This window comes from Eubacterium sp. AF16-48, from assembly GCF_003479405.1.
Classification (GTDB): Bacteria; Bacillota; Clostridia; order Lachnospirales; family Lachnospiraceae; genus Eubacterium_G; species Eubacterium_G segne.
The window spans coordinates 1-16,442 of sequence record NZ_QUHB01000003.1; the positions used below are offsets into that span (position 1 = coordinate 1).

At 35.0% G+C, this 16,442-nt stretch carries 14 protein-coding genes and 1 other annotated feature; of the genes, 13 read left to right on the forward strand and 1 reads right to left on the reverse strand.

Annotated elements, in window-relative coordinates; translation table 11 throughout:
- Window positions 1-148: 148 nt before the first annotated feature.
- The 7 genes from DWW68_RS04460 (at window position 149) to DWW68_RS04490 (ending at window position 7,934) form a co-directional block, all read left to right on the forward strand.
- Window positions 149-1,642: a DUF1846 domain-containing protein gene (locus DWW68_RS04460; protein WP_021951983.1), complete on the forward strand. Its 1,494-nt coding sequence runs from the start codon at window positions 149-151 to the stop codon at window positions 1,640-1,642.
- 249 nt (window positions 1,643-1,891) lie between these two features.
- The gene (locus DWW68_RS04465; protein WP_118589187.1) at window positions 1,892-3,415 is read left to right on the forward strand and encodes a DNA methylase; all 1,524 of its coding nucleotides are present in this window, start codon (window positions 1,892-1,894) and stop codon (window positions 3,413-3,415) included.
- Window positions 3,412-3,855, forward strand: coding sequence for a hypothetical protein (locus tag DWW68_RS04470; RefSeq protein WP_021951981.1), 444 nt, complete (start codon window positions 3,412-3,414; stop codon window positions 3,853-3,855). Before DWW68_RS04465 ends, DWW68_RS04470 begins: the two co-directional genes overlap by 4 nt.
- A gap of 130 nt (window positions 3,856-3,985) precedes the next feature.
- Window positions 3,986-5,377 carry a sodium:alanine symporter family protein gene (locus DWW68_RS04475; RefSeq protein ID WP_118589201.1) on the forward strand — a complete coding sequence of 464 codons (1,392 nt, stop codon included), beginning with the start codon at window positions 3,986-3,988 and terminating at the stop codon, window positions 5,375-5,377.
- A gap of 201 nt (window positions 5,378-5,578) precedes the next feature.
- Window positions 5,579-5,926, forward strand: coding sequence for a helix-turn-helix transcriptional regulator (locus tag DWW68_RS04480; RefSeq protein WP_021951979.1), 348 nt, complete (start codon window positions 5,579-5,581; stop codon window positions 5,924-5,926).
- A 23-nt stretch (window positions 5,927-5,949) separates the two neighbouring features.
- On the forward strand, window positions 5,950-6,690 hold the full coding sequence (locus DWW68_RS04485; protein WP_158576800.1) for a response regulator: 741 nt from the start codon (window positions 5,950-5,952) through the stop codon (window positions 6,688-6,690).
- Complete coding sequence (locus tag DWW68_RS04490) at window positions 6,678-7,934, forward strand: GHKL domain-containing protein (RefSeq protein ID WP_118589186.1); 1,257 nt, start codon at window positions 6,678-6,680, stop codon at window positions 7,932-7,934. The genes DWW68_RS04485 and DWW68_RS04490 overlap by 13 nt, the downstream gene beginning before the upstream one ends.
- Before the next feature lie 57 nt (window positions 7,935-7,991).
- Here DWW68_RS04490 and DWW68_RS13395 read toward each other — a convergent pair whose 3' ends face one another.
- Window positions 7,992-8,135 (reverse strand): hypothetical protein, encoded by a 144-nt coding sequence (locus tag DWW68_RS13395; RefSeq protein WP_158576801.1) that lies wholly within the window; start codon window positions 8,133-8,135, stop codon window positions 7,992-7,994.
- Between the two features lie 922 nt (window positions 8,136-9,057).
- Between DWW68_RS13395 and DWW68_RS04500 the strand changes: the two genes are divergently transcribed.
- The 6 genes from DWW68_RS04500 to DWW68_RS04525 all read left to right on the forward strand — a co-directional run bounded on the left by DWW68_RS04500 (window position 9,058) and on the right by DWW68_RS04525 (window position 16,374).
- On the forward strand, window positions 9,058-9,999 hold the full coding sequence (locus DWW68_RS04500) for a hypothetical protein (RefSeq protein ID WP_021951974.1): 942 nt from the start codon (window positions 9,058-9,060) through the stop codon (window positions 9,997-9,999).
- Between the two features lie 91 nt (window positions 10,000-10,090).
- On the forward strand, window positions 10,091-10,276 hold the full coding sequence (locus DWW68_RS04505) for a hypothetical protein (protein ID WP_118589184.1): 186 nt from the start codon (window positions 10,091-10,093) through the stop codon (window positions 10,274-10,276).
- A 196-nt stretch (window positions 10,277-10,472) separates the two neighbouring features.
- On the forward strand, window positions 10,473-10,868 hold the full coding sequence (locus DWW68_RS04510) for a MerR family transcriptional regulator (RefSeq protein ID WP_118589183.1): 396 nt from the start codon (window positions 10,473-10,475) through the stop codon (window positions 10,866-10,868).
- 46 nt (window positions 10,869-10,914) lie between these two features.
- Window positions 10,915-12,723 carry a 1-deoxy-D-xylulose-5-phosphate synthase gene (locus tag DWW68_RS04515; protein WP_118589182.1) on the forward strand — a complete coding sequence of 603 codons (1,809 nt, stop codon included), beginning with the start codon at window positions 10,915-10,917 and terminating at the stop codon, window positions 12,721-12,723.
- A 77-nt stretch (window positions 12,724-12,800) separates the two neighbouring features.
- Window positions 12,801-13,059, forward strand: a binding site (T-box leader).
- A 98-nt stretch (window positions 13,060-13,157) separates the two neighbouring features.
- Window positions 13,158-14,849 (forward strand): carbon starvation protein A, encoded by a 1,692-nt coding sequence (locus DWW68_RS04520; protein WP_118589200.1) that lies wholly within the window; start codon window positions 13,158-13,160, stop codon window positions 14,847-14,849.
- 229 nt (window positions 14,850-15,078) lie between these two features.
- Window positions 15,079-16,374: a chloride channel protein gene (locus DWW68_RS04525; protein WP_243053044.1), complete on the forward strand. Its 1,296-nt coding sequence runs from the start codon at window positions 15,079-15,081 to the stop codon at window positions 16,372-16,374.
- Window positions 16,375-16,442 lie beyond the last annotated feature (68 nt).

Consider the following 16,442-nt stretch of genomic DNA (forward strand, 5'->3'; position numbering starts at 1 on the left):
AAGTAAATTCCACTGTGAGATGGGAGAGTGGAATTTAAAATTTTAATTTTGGTGCAATAAAAGAAAATATATTATGGTTCAAAAAGCCATCTAAATATGATAAAATTACGGGTGGATTTAATTTGCAAAACAAAAGAGGTTAAGTAAAATGTTTAAAAAAGGTTTTGATAATGAGAAATATCTGACAATGCAGTCAGAACATATTAAGGAAAGAATTGCCCAGTTTGGAAACAAGCTATATTTGGAGTTTGGTGGAAAGTTATTTGATGATTTCCATGCTTCAAGAGTTTTGCCGGGATTTGAGCCGGACTCAAAGCTTCAGATGCTTTTACAGCTTAAGGATCAGGCAGAAATCGTTATAGCAATTAGTGCGGAAGACATTGAAAACAATAAGGTACGTGGAGATTACGGAATTACTTATGATATGGATGTTTTAAGACTTATTGATGAATTTCAGTCAGTGGGATTGTTTGTAGGAAGTGTGTGCCTTACAAAATTTGCAGAGCAGCCGTCAGCCAACCTGTTTATTAAAAGGCTTGATTCCATGAACATTAAGTCATATAAACACTACAAAATTCCAGGATATCCAAGTGATGTAGAGTTTATTGTCAGTGATGAAGGTTACGGAAAGAATGAATATATCGAAACAGAAAGACCACTGGTTGTAGTTACTGCACCGGGGCCGGGAAGCGGAAAGATGGCAGTTTGCCTTTCACAGTTGTATCATGAACATAAAAGAGGTGTAGATGCAGGGTATGCCAAATATGAGACATTTCCTATTTGGAATATTCCTCTTAAACATCCGGTTAATCTGGCATATGAGGCTGCAACAGCAGATTTAAATGATGTAAATATGATTGACCCATTCCACTTAGAAGCCCGTGGCGAAGCGGTTGTAAATTACAATAGAGACTGCGAAATTTTCCCTGTTGTAAATGCAATGTTTGAACTTATTTTTGGGAAAAGTCCTTACAAGTCACCAACAGAAATGGGTGTAAATATGGCAGGAAACTGCATTATAGATGATGAGGCATGTCGTGAAGCTTCAAAACAGGAGATTATCAGAAGATACTACAAGTGCCTTTGCGAAAAGAGACGTAACGGCACAACAAAAGATGACATATGTAAGTTAGAACTTTTAATGAAGCAGGCAGAAATAACTGTGGAAGACAGAAAAGTTACAATTGTTGCTCTTGAAAGGGAGAAGAATGAAAATGGAAATCCGGCAATGGCTATTGAGTTAAGAGACGGAACTATTGTTTCAGGAGGTACAAGTGAGCTTCTTGGTGCGGCTTCTTCAGCTTTGATAAATGCTTTAAAAGTTTTGGCAGGTATAGATAAAGAAGTAAAACTTATTGACCCTAAGGCAATTGACCCGATACAGGATTTGAAGATAAATTACCTTGGAAGCAAAAACCCAAGACTTCATACTGATGAGGTGCTTACGGCATTATCAGCTACAGCGGCAAATAATGAAATTGCCATGAAAGCAATGAAGAAACTTCCATTATTAAAGGGATGCGATGCACATTCAACAGTTTTACTTTCATCAGTTGATGAGCAGATTTTTAAAAAGTTGGGAATCCAGCTTACCTGCGAACCGAAATATGAAGAAGATGAAAGAATGTATCATAAGAATTAATGTTTGAAATGGGAAGAACCCTTCGCACTGTGGTGTGGAGGGCTCTTTTGACGTTAATTAAATAATACAGTATAAATATACATTAAAAAAATAGTAACATTTACATTTATGACCATAAATAAATATATTAAATCAAGAAAATAACTTTTAACAATATATTCCAAGTTGACTTTTATAAAAAATATGCTATCATAGCATTAGAACAAATGTTCGAGATATGAGGCGCAATTTAAATTAAGGAGAGGGAAAATGTCACAGAATAGAACATATATAGCCATAGATTTAAAATCATTCTATGCATCTGTGGAATGCAATGAGAGAAATTTAGACCCATTGACTACTAATCTTGTAGTGGCAGATATTAGTAGAACAGAGAAAACTATTTGCCTTGCAGTTTCACCTTCTCTTAAGGCATATGGTATTCCCGGCAGAGCACGACTTTTTGAAGTGGTACAGAAGGTAAGACAGGTTAATCAGGTGCGTAAAAGAAAGGCTCCGGGTGGAGAATTTCAGGGAGAATCTTATGATGATTTGGAACTTAGGAGGAATCCTGCCCTTAAGTTAGATTATGTAGTGGCAACTCCCAGAATGTCGCTTTACATGGAATACAGTACACGTATATATGATATATATTTGAAGTATGTTGCACCGGAAGATATGCATGTATATTCTGTGGATGAGGTGTTTATGGATGTTACATCATACCTTAACACTTATAAGATGACTGCTAAGGAATTTGCAAGCATGGTAGTTCGTGATGTGTTAAATACAACAGGAATTACGGCGACGGCAGGCATAGGCACTAATATGTATTTGTGTAAGATTGCCATGGATATAGTTGCAAAACACACAGAGCCCAATCAGGATGGTGTCCGTATAGCTGAGCTTGATGAAATGGCGTACCGCAGGTTGTTGTGGAATCACAAACCATTGACGGATTTTTGGAGGGTTGGGAGAGGATATGCCAAAAAGTTAGAAGAAAATGGTTTGTTTACTATGGGGGATATAGCCAGATGTTCTCTGGGAGAACAGAATGAATATCATAATGAAGATTTACTTTATAAACTTTTAGGAATAAATGCTGAATTGCTCATAGATCACGCATGGGGGTACGAACCCTGTACCATAGCTGATATTAAAGCATACAGACCGGAAACCAATAGCTTGGGTTCAGGTCAGGTATTGCAATGCCCTTATGATTTTTATAAGGCAAGGTTGGTTGTAAAAGAAATGACAGATGCGTTGGTACTGGATTTGGTGGATAAAAAACTTGTCACCAATCAGCTGGTTTTAACTGTAGGATATGATATTGAGAATCTTAATTCAAAAAAACGTGGGAAATATCAGGGAGAAATAACTATAGACCGTTATGGAAGAAGAATACCTAAACATGCTCACGTAACCATTAATCTTGATTATCAGACCTCATCCACCAGAATTATTATGGAAGCTGTAACGAAAGCATATGATGAAACCGTTGATAAAAGCCTACTTATAAGAAGAATAAATATAACGGCAAATAAGGTTGTATGGGAGGATTCAATAAAGGAAAACAATCAGTTTAAGCAACTGGATTTCTTTACGGATTACAATGAATTAGGTAAGGAAAATGCTAAGGAAAAGGAGAGTTTACAGAGAGAAAAGAATATGCAAAAAGCCATGATTGACATAAAAAAACGATTTGGCAAAAATGCGGTACTTAAAGGTATGAATTTAGAAAAAGGAGCTACAGCAAAGGATAGGAATGCTCAGATTGGAGGTCATAAGGCATGATTAACGATTCTAAGGATGACAATTACAATGATATTATTAATTTACCTCACCATGTGTCTAAGACACATCCCAGGATGTCTTTACATGACAGGGCTGCCCAGTTCTCGCCTTTTGCAGCTCTTACAGGTCACGAAGAGGAAATTAATGAGTCGGCACGTCTCACAGAGAAAAAACTGGAATTAGATGAAGATGAAAAAATAAGAATAAATGAGAAATTACAATTTATAAAAAATAATATAGACAAAGATATAACTGTGACTTTTACATATTTTGTGCCTGATGTGAAAAAAGCAGGTGGAGAATATAGGAAAATCACAGGAAAAGTAAAGAAAATTAATATATATGAGCATAAGATAATTATGAGTGAGGGGATGATTATTAATATTGAGGATATAATTGATGTGGATATTATGAAAAAGTTTATAAAATTGGAAATTTAATATATTTATGAGATATTTAAAATAGTTAGCTGCATTGGAGTTTTTACTTTTTTATGGTATAATCAAGCAGTTATGCGTGCTTTTTTTAAATAATATCGTGGGTGATACAAAGGCGAAAGGATTAAGTGAAATGACATCAGTTATTGAAAGTATAAACTCAGCAGTTAATGATTTTATATGGGGTGTCCCGGCAATGATATGTATTATTGGAGTGGGACTGGTTTTGAGTTTTAGAACAAAATTTATACAAATCAGAAAATTCCCTTATGCAATGAAAGTTACCATCGGTAGGATGTTCAAAAAGAAAGAGGCGGCAGATGGTGCAATGACACCGTTTCAGGCTGTGTGTACGGCATTGGCAGCTACAGTGGGAACGGGGAATATTGCAGGAGTGGCAGGAGCCATTGCAATAGGTGGACCGGGAGCAGTTTTCTGGATGTGGATTTCTGCAATACTTGGAATGTGTACCAAATTTTCTGAAGTAACCCTTGCAGTACATTTTAGAGAAAAAAATGAAAAGGGTGAATTAGTTGGTGGCCCAATGTATTATATAAAAAACGGATTAAAGAAGCATTGGCACTGGTTGGCGTATCTGTTTTCAATATTTGGTGTTCTGACAGTATTTGGTACCGGAAATGCAACTCAGGTAAATACAATTACAACTGCCATAGATTCAGCTCTTGAAAATTATGGAATAATGTCAGGAGATAGTGCAAAAACAGTAAATCTTATAATTGGAATAATTTTAGCTGTTTTATTGGCAATGATTCTTTTAGGAGGAATTAAGAGAATAGGTCAGGTAACTGAAAAATTGGTCCCTTTTATGGCACTTTTATATATTGTATTTGCAATAGGTGTAATTGCATTAAACATACAAAATATTCCTTCAGTTTTTTCATTAATAATAGAGGGAGCCTTTAATCCGGCATCTGTAACAGGTGGTGCAGTTGGAAGCTTTTTTATGAGCATGAAAAAAGGTGTTTCAAGAGGAATTTTTTCCAACGAGGCAGGATTGGGAACAGGTTCTATTGCCCATGCATGTGCTGATACAAGAAAGCCGGTAAAGCAGGGATTCTTTGGAATATTTGAGGTGTTTGTGGATACTATTGTTATATGTACCCTGACAGCGCTGGTTATTTTATGTAGTGAAGTGCCTATTAACTTTGGAAGCACAGCAGGAGCAGAGCTTACAATCTCAGGATTTACCTCAACATACGGTAGCTGGGTTTCAATTTTTACTGCGGTGGCAATGTGTTGTTTCGCATTTTCGACCATTGTAGGCTGGGGACTGTATGGCGCAAGATGTATCGAATTCTTGTTTGGCTCAAAGGTAAACAAGCCTTTTATGCTGGTATACTCTTTAGTTGCCATTGTGGGAGCTACAATGGATTTGGGACTTCTTTGGAGCATAGCCGAAACCTTTAATGGATTGATGGCAATACCAAACCTTATTGCGGTTTTCCTATTATCAGGAGTTGTGGTAAAACTTGTAAAAGAATACTTTGCAAAAGAAGGAAAGTAAAGTACATATTATGTTTGACAATAAAATATCATAAGTGTAATGAAAAAATATAAAGGTAACAAAAGGCCTTTATATTTTTTTTGAAAAAACACACTGTAATACAGTGTTAATAACACTCATATAAATGTGGAATGACGATAGTAAAAATATTAAAATTGACAAAGTAGGTATTGGGATATTAATATAAACTAAGGTGCAGAAATGAATACAGATAGAGAAATCGGACAGCGCATTCGCGCGGTAAGAAAAGAGAACCAATTGTCCCAGGAGAAGATGGCGGAAATACTGGGAATACATTCCACAACGCATTATCAAAATATTGAATACGGTAAGAGCAAGGTTACTACAAATCAATTGCAGATACTTTACGATAAATTCAATGCATCACCAAATTATATTCTCTTGGGAAAGGTAGAAGGCAAGCAGGAATATGTATATGATTTTGTCAGACTACCGGCAGATGAAAAGATAAAAATATATTTGGAAATAACCAAAAGTGCATTTAAGGTTCAACAGGAATATGATATAAATGTAAGAAAAAAGAAATAAATTAACACAGGGGATAAATGTTTATGCAATCAACAGACAAACAAATATTGATAGTAGAAGATAATATGCACAGTATGGATAAAGCCTGTGCACTGATTAATAGAATCGATGGGGTATTTATTCATAAAGCTGAAAATAGCGAACAGGCATATCGCTATGCTTTAGAATATCACATCGATTTGTTCATTGTAGATATCATATTAAACACAAATATACCGGGAGATATTGCCGGAACTAAATTCGTTGAGAGTATAAGAAAAATAGACAGGTATAAATTTACTCCGATTATTTTTACAACGGCATTAGAAGACGCCAATTTGTATGCATATGCACAGCTACATTGTTACAGGTATTTTGAAAAGCCATATGATAATGATGAATTTTTGGAAACAGTAAAGGAAACATTGAAGTTTCAGACTGAAAAGAAGGAAAACCGCTACTACAAATACAAGAAGGACTTTGTACATTACATAATAAAGGTTGAAGATATCGTATATTTTGAAATTGACCATAATACTTCACATATCCATTGTAAAGATGAGGTAGTGGATGCCCCATATAAATCTACAAAAAATACCTTGTTGGAATTAAATTCTGAAAGATTTCTCAAATGTAATAAAAATACAATAGTAAACGCAGATTATGTGGAAAGTGTGGATATAGTAAACAGGTATGCATATCTGAGAGACGGATACGGAAAACTGGAAATAGGAATCAGGCTTAAGCAAAGCTTTCTGGAGGGACTTCAGAGATGCTCGAAATAACATATCGTCTATTTGAAATGCTCGCTCTTGTAGTATGTCTGCACAGCCTAAATGGAGAAAAACTAAAAATAGACGTTTATAATGTGGGATTTGTTGGGATTGAAATGGCATTCATGCAAATGATACAGGAAGGCATAGTTTCTAAGGGTATGTATTTTGTGATTTATTTAATTTACTTTATATATGCTTATTTAAAATTTGGAGACAGTGTAAAAAGAACAGTTCTAAAATGCTTACTGGTAACATTAATAATAGGGGCTTTACAAATATTAGTTTATATTCCATTTAGCTTTTTTTATTACATAACTCCAAACGAAAGTCTCATAATAATGTTTATTAATGGAGCGATATTATTGATATTATTTTTTACAAGAAATAATAAAATATTTATGTCAGTAGTTGAAATATTTGCAAAAAGAGATTGGATATTGAAAACTTCTTTGACATTATGCGTTATCGTGTTAGTTTACTTTATGTATTCATTGAAAAAGAGTGAAGTAATTGAAATAGATATATTTGTTTTGATTAGCATATTCATGACGATGTTTTTGATTTTTATATATCGTTGGCAAAAATCAACATATGAACTAAATAGACGAGAGCAGGAACTTCAGATTACTAATTTATATAATGGTGTGTTTGAGGAAATGATTAAAACAATGAGAAACAAACAGCACGATTTTAAAAATCAAATTGATGCTATTTATAGCTCTCATTTAAAAGCAGAATCAATGGAAGAATTAATTGAAATACAAAAGAAATATTGTGATAATGTTTTATATCAAAATAGATTTTCAAAAGTTCTGAGTTGCACAAAAAATTCTATATTGGCAGGTTTTATATATACTAAATTTGTTGAAGCCGAAAACAATGGAATTGAGATTCAGTATGAGATTTCATATAGAGATAGCAATGAAATAGTAATATATGATTTAGTTGATATTGTCGGGATTCTTTTAGATAATGCAATTGAAGCAGTTACCAGTACGGAAGTATCAAAGAAAATAGTGTTTGAGTTAAGCGATGCTGAGGGTATTAATTTATTGGTTAAAAATCCCGTTGTAAATATTTTAAATAGCGAAATACAAAAATTCTTTGAAAGGGGATATTCTACAAAGGAAGGGGAAAGAGGAATAGGGTTAAATAAACTTATGGAATTACAACAAAAGTACAAATACGATGTGTATACGCATATTGAAAATGATAATAGCATGGAATGGATAGTGTTTAACATTATAAAATAGATAAGGTGGTTCATCTTACAAAGAGTAGTAATTAGGGTGAGCCACCTTTTGCAGATTTTATATTTGCGTGTAGTTATCTTTTGAAGGGTATTTAGGTTCTCCAAAGAAGAAAAAGCTTACTCCATGGAAATGTGAAAGCACTCCAAGTGCTAAGAACATACTACAAAGCTTGTTAATTCTTGAATAAGCAAATTTTTTCATGATTTTTTAGTCTCCTTTCCGAAGTATTTTAGCTATAATCAATTGTAATGTATGTAATGTAATAGTCCAAAAGCCAACAACAAGATAAGGTTTAATCCCATTGTTAGAATTGAAAATGCTAACAATTATAATGAAAGTTAGAATTACGAGAAAACATTTGATGTTACAGCGCTTAATTAGTAACATATCAGGATTGGGCCTAAAGGGTGATGGAACAGGCCCAATGCAATAGGTAACAAGTAAACATACAATTAAAACGCATATCATTATGGAATAATTAGGGAGAGATATTAACGGTAAAACAATTATAGCCAAAACAGATATTAAAGTTGTAAGCATCAAGCATGTAATATAATGCTTGCAATGATATCCCCCACCATTAATTCGCAGAAAAATCAGCAGTGCTAAAAATGCTACAAATAAATCAAATTTTCCAATAAACAAATAAAAAATACTTAAAATGACGATTTTGCTGATTTCAGAAAGCATTGCAGTAACAGAATATTTTATAAGTGCCATTTCATAGTCGCTGTATCCGTACATTTTCTGAATTTTTGCTGAAAGTGAATCCACCTTTGTTACCTCGAAAATCCTTAATGAGCTAATTTTAGAACAGCAATTACAATGATAAGATATATTGAGATAAATGCTTGTAAAAACGAAAGTAAGTATGAAGAAATGGGGAAAACACATATATTCAATACAAAAAGAAAAAATAAAATAACATTATTTATGATTAGGAAAATAATAATCAGCAATTAAAGAGTAGCTATTCTTGTTTAATGCTGAAAATTCATCTGAAAATAAAACATCACATAAAATAATTATAGTAACAAAATAATTATGTTGCAATAAAACCTGCAATTATGTTACACTGTGTATATAAAACAAAACATACTAAATTAAAAACAAAGGAGGACTTATGGCAGGAGTTAATAGGCAGCATAAAGACAGGGTATTCAGAATGCTTTTCGGATATGAAAAATATAAGGGGAATTTACTGGAATTATTTAATGCATTAAACGGTACTAACTATACTAACCCTGATGATTTACAAATTTACACATTAGACGATGTGTTTTATATGAATATGAAAAATGATGTGTCCTGCATAATTGACAACAGAATGGCACTAATGGAGCATCAAAGTACATGGAATCCTAATATGCCCTTTCGTGGATTCAGATATGCAGGGGAATTATATAATAAGTATGTAGTTGAAAATGACCTTGACCTTAACAGAAGGAAGCTCATAATGATTCCCACACCCCAGTATTATGTGTTTTATAATGGAAATGAGAAACGCCCCGAAAGGGAGATACTTAAGTTATCAGACGCCTTTAAGGTGCCGGTTGGTGAAGGATGTTTTGAATGGACTGCAACAGTTCTAAATATCAATTACGGATGTAACAAAGAATTAATGGAAAAGTGTTCAATTCTTGAAGGCTATGCTATAATGGTGGCAAAGATAAAAGAGTTTCGGCAGGAAACGGAAGACCAGAGAGAAGCAATTCTACAGGCAATAGATTATTGTATAGAAAATGGTGTCTTAATAGATTTCCTGCAGGAACACAGGTCGGAGGTGCTTGATATGTTTATGATGGAATATGATGAGGAAAAAACAAGAGAACACTTAAAAGAGGACTATTATGAAGAGGGACTGGCAGAAGGGGAAAATATAGGACAAAACAGAAAGCTTATTACACAAGTATGCAAGAAACTAACAAAGAAAAAGCCACTATCCCAGATAGCTGATGAACTGGAAGAAGACATTGTACTGATAGAAAAAATATGTAATTTAATTGGTGATAATCCGGATAAATGTGATATTGATAAAGTATTAAAAGAAATGGAAAATATTTAAAGTGAAATGTATATTTTTTATTAATACTGAGGTGACGGAAGGTAATAATGTTATTACAACAATATTCATAAAAAACAAATGGGAGTATTAAATGGAAAGGAAGGTTTTAGCCATACTTTTATTCGTTATAATGATGTTTACGGCATTGAGGACAGACGGCATTATAGTAACGAATGTTAAGGCGGCAACAGGTGGGGATGAAGAAGTTATAGTAGGAACTTTTTATGGTTATGGTTCACGAACGGTTGAGAACAATACAAATTGGGGGGAGAGTTAAAGTTTAATTGGGATAATTCATTAGCAAAATAAAATTATGTAAATCAATATAACGAAAACTAACCGGTAAAGTTATGCTTTATAAAAAGTATAATTTTACCGGTTTTTTGCGGAAATACCGTGATTAATATAAAAATCCTTGACTTAGAGTATACTCTAAGTTTTATAATTCCTTTATCAGAAAGGAGTGATTTTTTGTGACCATAAAAGAAGTAAGCGAAAAATACAATATTTCATCGGACACTCTTCGATATTATGAGAGAATAGGTATGATTCCCGAAGTTACACGTACTGCAGGTGGCATACGTGATTATCAGGAAAGTGATTTAAGCTGGGTGGAACTGGTAATTTGTATGCGAAAAGCCGGAGTATCAGTGGAATCTCTAATTGAATATGTGAAAATGTGTATGCAGGGAGATACAACATTTTCTGCAAGACTTCATCTGTTGCAGGAGGAAAAAGAAAAATTAGAGGAGCAGAGAAGTCAGTTAGAAACTGCAATGAAACGTCTTGATTATAAAATATCAAGATATCAAAAGGCAGTAGATACCGGAGAATTGAACTGGGATAAGGACACATGTAACAATGACTAGAAAATAAAAATAGTCAAATAATATTATGTAAATATGGAGGATTACAATGTATATAGAAAATATAAATGAACCAAAAGATGTAAAAGAACTATCAATGCCACAGCTTGAGGTGTTGGCGGATGAAATGAGACAGGCACTACTTAAAAGAGCAAGTAAGCATGGCGGACACTTCGGACCAAACTTTGGTATGGTGGAGGCTACAATAGCACTTCACTACGTTTTTGATTCACCTAAAGATAAGATAGTATATGATGTTTCCCATCAAAGCTATCCCCATAAAATGCTTACAGGAAGAAAAGATGCATATTTGTACGAGGAACATTACGATGATGTGTCAGGATTTACCAATCCAAAGGAAAGTGAACATGATTTCTTTACGATAGGTCATACATCCACATCTGTAAGTCTTGCCTGTGGTTTGGCAAAGGCAAGGGATTTAAATGGTGAGGACGGCAACGTAATAGCCGTAATTGGTGATGGCTCATTAAGTGGTGGTGAAGCATTAGAGGGCTTGGATGTTGCCGGTGAAATGAACAGTAATTTTATTGTTGTGGTAAATGATAATGATATGTCCATTGCCGAAAACCATGGAGGCATATACAAAAATCTGAAGCTTCTTAGGAAGACAGACGGACAGGCTCAGTGTAATTTATTTAAGGCAATGAATTTTGATTATATTTATGTGGACAAAGGAAATGATGTTACTTCCCTTATTGAGGCTTTTAAACAGGTTAAAGACAGTAAAAAGCCTGTAGTTGTCCATATTAAAACCCTAAAGGGAAAAGGTTATGAAATAGCAGAGCATAACAAGGAAAAATGGCATTTTTGTGCTCCATTTGATATTGAAACAGGTAAGCCGTTATATACTTTTGACGGAGAGGATTATTCATCCGTAACTAATGTCTACCTTTTGGATAAAATGAAGAAGGATTCAAAAGTTGTGGCAATTACAGCAGGAACTCCTACTATAATGGGATTTACAGAGGATAAAAGAAAAGAGGCAGGAAGTCAGTTTGTAGATGTGGGAATTGCAGAGGAAACGGCAGTTGCCATGGCTTCCGGTATTGCAAAAAACGGAGGAAAGCCTGTATTTGGTGTTTACAGCACATTTATTCAGCGTGCTTTCGATCAGATTTCACAGGATTTGTGTATTGATAAAAATCCTGCAACTATTGTTACTTTCGCAGGCTCCGTATATGGCATGAATGATGTTACCCACATTGGTTTACAGGATATTCCAATGATGTCAAATATTCCAAATCTTGTTTATTTAGCACCAACAACTAAAGAGGAATATTTGGCAATGCTTGATTGGAGCATTGAGCAGAAGGATTATCCGGTGGCAATTAAAGTTCCGGGTGGTCAGGTTGTTTCTGATGGCAAAATAGTTTCAAAGGATTTTAGCAGACTTAATACTTATGAAATAACTGAAAGGGGCAGTGATGTTGCCATAATAGGACTTGGTGCTTTTTATCACTTAGGAAGAGAAGTCGCCACACTCTTAAAAGAAACTACAGGAATTGCCGCAACAGTTATTAATCCTTATTATATAACGGGATTAGATGAAAAAACTCTTAACGACTTAAAGAAAAATCATTTTGCTGTCATTACGTTAGAAGACGGCTTTTTAGATGGTGGCTTTGGTCAGAAAATTTCAGGATTCTATGGAAATACAGACATGAAAGTTTTAAATTATGGAATCAAAACAGAATTTCTTGACCGCTACAACCTGGAGAAAGTGTTAAGGGACAATCATTTGACACCAAAGCAGATAGTAGAAGACATAAAAGAAAATTTGTTGAAAAAATTAAAAAAATATACAAAAAGCAACCAGACACTTAAAAAAATAAAGTAGAATTAAAACAAACAAAGTTTTTTAAAAGCAGCATTGACAAGTTTTTCACACAGTGCTATCGTGGGTGTCAACAAAGAGAAAATGCGAAGAGCAGAATAAGGTCATTGGAAAGTAAGTACTAAAGAGAGCTGGCGGTTGGTGTGAGCCGGTGTATGTTTTTGATGATTATCCTCTGTGAGCAGTGCACTGAAGTTCTTTTGGAATAGTAGGTGTCACCGGTTTTCTACCGTTAAAAAGAAGCTTATTTCTATAGCGTAGGCTTGTGAGATGAGACTGAGTGGTCATGGAAATGACAAGTAGAGTGGTAACGCGGAAGTTTTAACCTTCGTCTTTATGTAGAATAAGGACGGAGGTTTTTTTACTTAATAGAAATCCCTTCGATATAGACTCTTTGCAAATATAAGAAAGGAGTCGCATTTTTGCGAAAGAAAGAAATGAATGGTTTAGTTATTGTTTTAATCGGAATTGTAGTTTTAGGTGCCGGCTATCTATTTTACGGACGTTGGTTGGCAAATAAATGGGGAATCGATGCTAAGGCAAAAACACCGGCATACACTCATGAAGACGGACAGGATTATGTGCCATCATCTAAATTTACGGTATTTGCACATCAGTTTTCATCAATTGCAGGAGCAGGACCTGTAACAGGGCCTATACTTGCATCAGTATTCGGATGGGTTCCAGTTTTGTTATGGTTAGTAATTGGTGGATTATTCTTTGGAGCTGTTCAGGATTTCGGTTCATTATATGCATCAGTTAAAAACGAAGGAAAATCCATGGGAATGATTATTGAAAAATATATCGGAAGAAGCGGACGAAAATTATTTATGCTGTTTTGCTGGTTGTTTACATTACTGGTAATTGCAGCATTTACAGATATGGTTGCAGGAACCTTCGTAGGTAAAGGAGTTGCAGGAATGAAAGAAAGCGTAAGCTACGCAAATTCAGCAGCAGCTTCCATATCAATGTTATTTATTGTTGTAGCAGTTGTTTTTGGAGTAATTCAAAAACGTGTAGGAAAAATGAATGAAATAGTACGTGCTGTAATTGCCATTGCACTTTTGGTAGCTATGTTTGCAATAGGTATGAAACTTCCTATTTATGCAACAAAAACAGCTTGGATATACATTGTTATGGCTTATTTATTCCTGGCATCAGTTATGCCAATGTGGCTTTTAATGCAGCCTAGAGACTACATGACAACCTTTATGTTATTAGGCATGATTGCAGGAGCAGTAATTGGTGTAGTAGTTGCACATCCTACAATGCAGTTAAATGCCTACAACGGATTTAACGTAGGAGGAAATTATTTGTTTCCTACATTATTTGTAACAATTGCATGTGGTGCAGTTTCAGGTTTCCATAGCCTTGTATCATCAGGAACATCATCAAAAACAATTAGCAATGAGAAAGATATGCCGATGGTTGGATATGGAGCCATGGTAGTTGAATCATTGCTGGGAATAATATCTCTTGTAGTTGTAGGCGCAGTTGCAGTAAATGGAACAAAGCCTGATGGAACACCTTTTGCAATCTTTTCAAATGGTGTTGCAGGATTTTTGGAAAAATTAGGATTACCTGTACAGGTTGCAACAGTTTTCATGACAATGTGTGTATCAGCATTAGCCCTTACATCATTAGATTCAGTTGCCAGAATCGGAAGAATGTCATTCCAGGAATTATTCTATGGCGACACAACAGACACATCCAAAATGCCTGTATGGCAGAAGGTTTTAACTAATAAATATTTTGCAACAGTTATAACATTATTCTTTGGATATTTACTTACTCTTGGTGGATACAACAATGTATGGCCTTTATTTGGCTCTGCAAACCAGCTTCTTGCAGCATTAGTTTTAATTGCATTAGCAGTATTCCTTAAAACAACAGGAAGAACAGGCTGGACATTGTACATACCAATGTTTGTAATGTTAGCAGTAACCTTTACGGCATTAGTTCAGAAGACAATTGCATTAGTTGCTAATATGGTAAATGGCAATGCTACATTCCTTGTAGACGGACTTCAGTTTATAGTTGCGGTACTTCTTATGGTTCTTGGAGTGTTGGTTGCATTCAGTTGTTTAAAGAAATTATTCAGTGCTAAAAAGGAAAGTACAGAAGCATAGATTAATGTCTGATGCACAAAACAAAAGATTATATATAATAAGGAAGAGATACTGTTAATTGACACTCTGAAAATACAGTGTATAATTAAAATAAATATATTTTAGAGGGTAATTAACAGCGGAGTTTGTAGGAAAATACAAGAGTTTTCCATGTAAGGTCCGACGTTACAGAATGCCGGTTATGTTCTGTGATGTCGGACTTTTTATCTCCGTGCAGGGAGAAAATACAATGCATATAGATAGCAAAAATATGACAAGGGAAGAACGAAATAAGGCAGTAGTTCATTATTATGAAGGCAGGATGAAAAAGGATATTACTACTTTTTTCAAATGGATAATTCTTGCCATACTTACAGGAGTTATAGTAGGTGGAGCAAGTAGCGTGTTTGCAGGTTGCATAAAAGGAGCAATAAAGTTTAGAACCGGCAGCCCATGGGTATTTCTGTTTCTTCCCATTGCCGGACTGATTATTGTTTTTATGTATCAGATGTTAGACAAGGATGATAGGGGAACAAATCAGGTCTTATCCACCATCAGGTCTAAAGATGATGTCCCCATTAAATCAGCTCCCTTGATTTTTGTGGCAACCCTGCTAACCCACTTAACAGGAGGTTCGGCAGGTAGAGAGGGTGCGGCAATACAGTTTGGTGGAAGCATAGGCAATCAGCTTGGGAGAATAGTGAAGCTAGATGAATTTGACCAGCATGTTATGGTAATGTGTGGAATGAGTGCCGCGTTTTCAGCGGTGTTTGGAACTCCCATGGCAGCGGCAGTTTTTGCCATGGAAGTAGTAAGTGTTGGAGTTATGTATTATGCCGCATTGCTGCCCTGTGTTATAGCATCAATAATAGCAGCAGAGTTTGCAGCAGGATTAGGAATTCATCCGGAAGTTTTTAATGTTACCAATATTCCTGAAATCACCATTGAAAACGGATTAAAAATGGGCGTTATTGCTGCAGGGTGCGGAGCAGTAAGCATACTGTTTTGTATTGCACTAAAAATAGCCTCCAAAATTTATACAAAATGCCTTAAGAATCCATATATTCGTGTTTTTGTGGCAGGATGTGTTGTAATTGTGATAACGCTCTTCCTAAATACGAGTGATTACATGGGAGCAGGAAGTGAGTTAATTGCCCGTGCTATAAACGGTAGGGCACGACCTCTTGATTTTGTGTGGAAAATGGTTTTGACTGCAATAACCATGAGGGCAGGATTCCGTGGAGGCGAAATAGTTCCGGGATTTTGTATAGGTGCAACCTTTGGATGTGTATGTGGACAAATCATAGGATTTCCACCGGAATTAGCTGCAGCGGCAGGAATGGTGGCGGTGTTTTGTGGAATTACCAACTGTCCTGTTACATCAATGCTCATTTCCTTTGAATTATTTGGATTTGAGGGGGTATCATATTATTTAATTGCCATATCAATAAGCTATGCCCTGTCAGGATACTATGGTTTATATAAAGATCAGACAATAGTTTATTCTAAATACAAGGCAAAGTATGTAAATAAAAGAATAAGATAGTAAAGATAAAAGGACAGTATTTCCCCAAAATAGGAAGGCTGTCCTTTTATAGTGTATCTTTCAACACA

Excerpts from the sequence above, each read along its gene's own strand:
- DWW68_RS04460 (WP_021951983.1), top strand. The coding sequence starts at position 149 with ATGTTTAAAAAAGGTTTTGATAATGAGAAATATCTGACAATGCAGTCA.
- DWW68_RS04465 (WP_118589187.1), top strand. The coding sequence starts at position 1,892 with ATGTCACAGAATAGAACATATATAGCCATAGATTTAAAATCATTCTAT.
- DWW68_RS04470 (WP_021951981.1), top strand. The coding sequence starts at position 3,412 with ATGATTAACGATTCTAAGGATGACAATTACAATGATATTATTAATTTA.
- DWW68_RS04475 (WP_118589201.1), top strand. The coding sequence starts at position 3,986 with ATGACATCAGTTATTGAAAGTATAAACTCAGCAGTTAATGATTTTATA.
- DWW68_RS04480 (WP_021951979.1), top strand. The coding sequence starts at position 5,579 with ATGAATACAGATAGAGAAATCGGACAGCGCATTCGCGCGGTAAGAAAA.
- DWW68_RS04485 (WP_158576800.1), top strand. The coding sequence starts at position 5,950 with ATGCAATCAACAGACAAACAAATATTGATAGTAGAAGATAATATGCAC.
- DWW68_RS04490 (WP_118589186.1), top strand. The coding sequence starts at position 6,678 with ATGCTCGAAATAACATATCGTCTATTTGAAATGCTCGCTCTTGTAGTA.
- DWW68_RS13395 (WP_158576801.1), bottom strand. The coding sequence starts at position 8,135 with ATGAAAAAATTTGCTTATTCAAGAATTAACAAGCTTTGTAGTATGTTC.
- DWW68_RS04500 (WP_021951974.1), top strand. The coding sequence starts at position 9,058 with ATGGCAGGAGTTAATAGGCAGCATAAAGACAGGGTATTCAGAATGCTT.
- DWW68_RS04505 (WP_118589184.1), top strand. The coding sequence starts at position 10,091 with ATGGAAAGGAAGGTTTTAGCCATACTTTTATTCGTTATAATGATGTTT.
- DWW68_RS04515 (WP_118589182.1), top strand. The coding sequence starts at position 10,915 with ATGTATATAGAAAATATAAATGAACCAAAAGATGTAAAAGAACTATCA.
- DWW68_RS04520 (WP_118589200.1), top strand. The coding sequence starts at position 13,158 with ATGAATGGTTTAGTTATTGTTTTAATCGGAATTGTAGTTTTAGGTGCC.
- DWW68_RS04525 (WP_243053044.1), top strand. The coding sequence starts at position 15,079 with ATGCATATAGATAGCAAAAATATGACAAGGGAAGAACGAAATAAGGCA.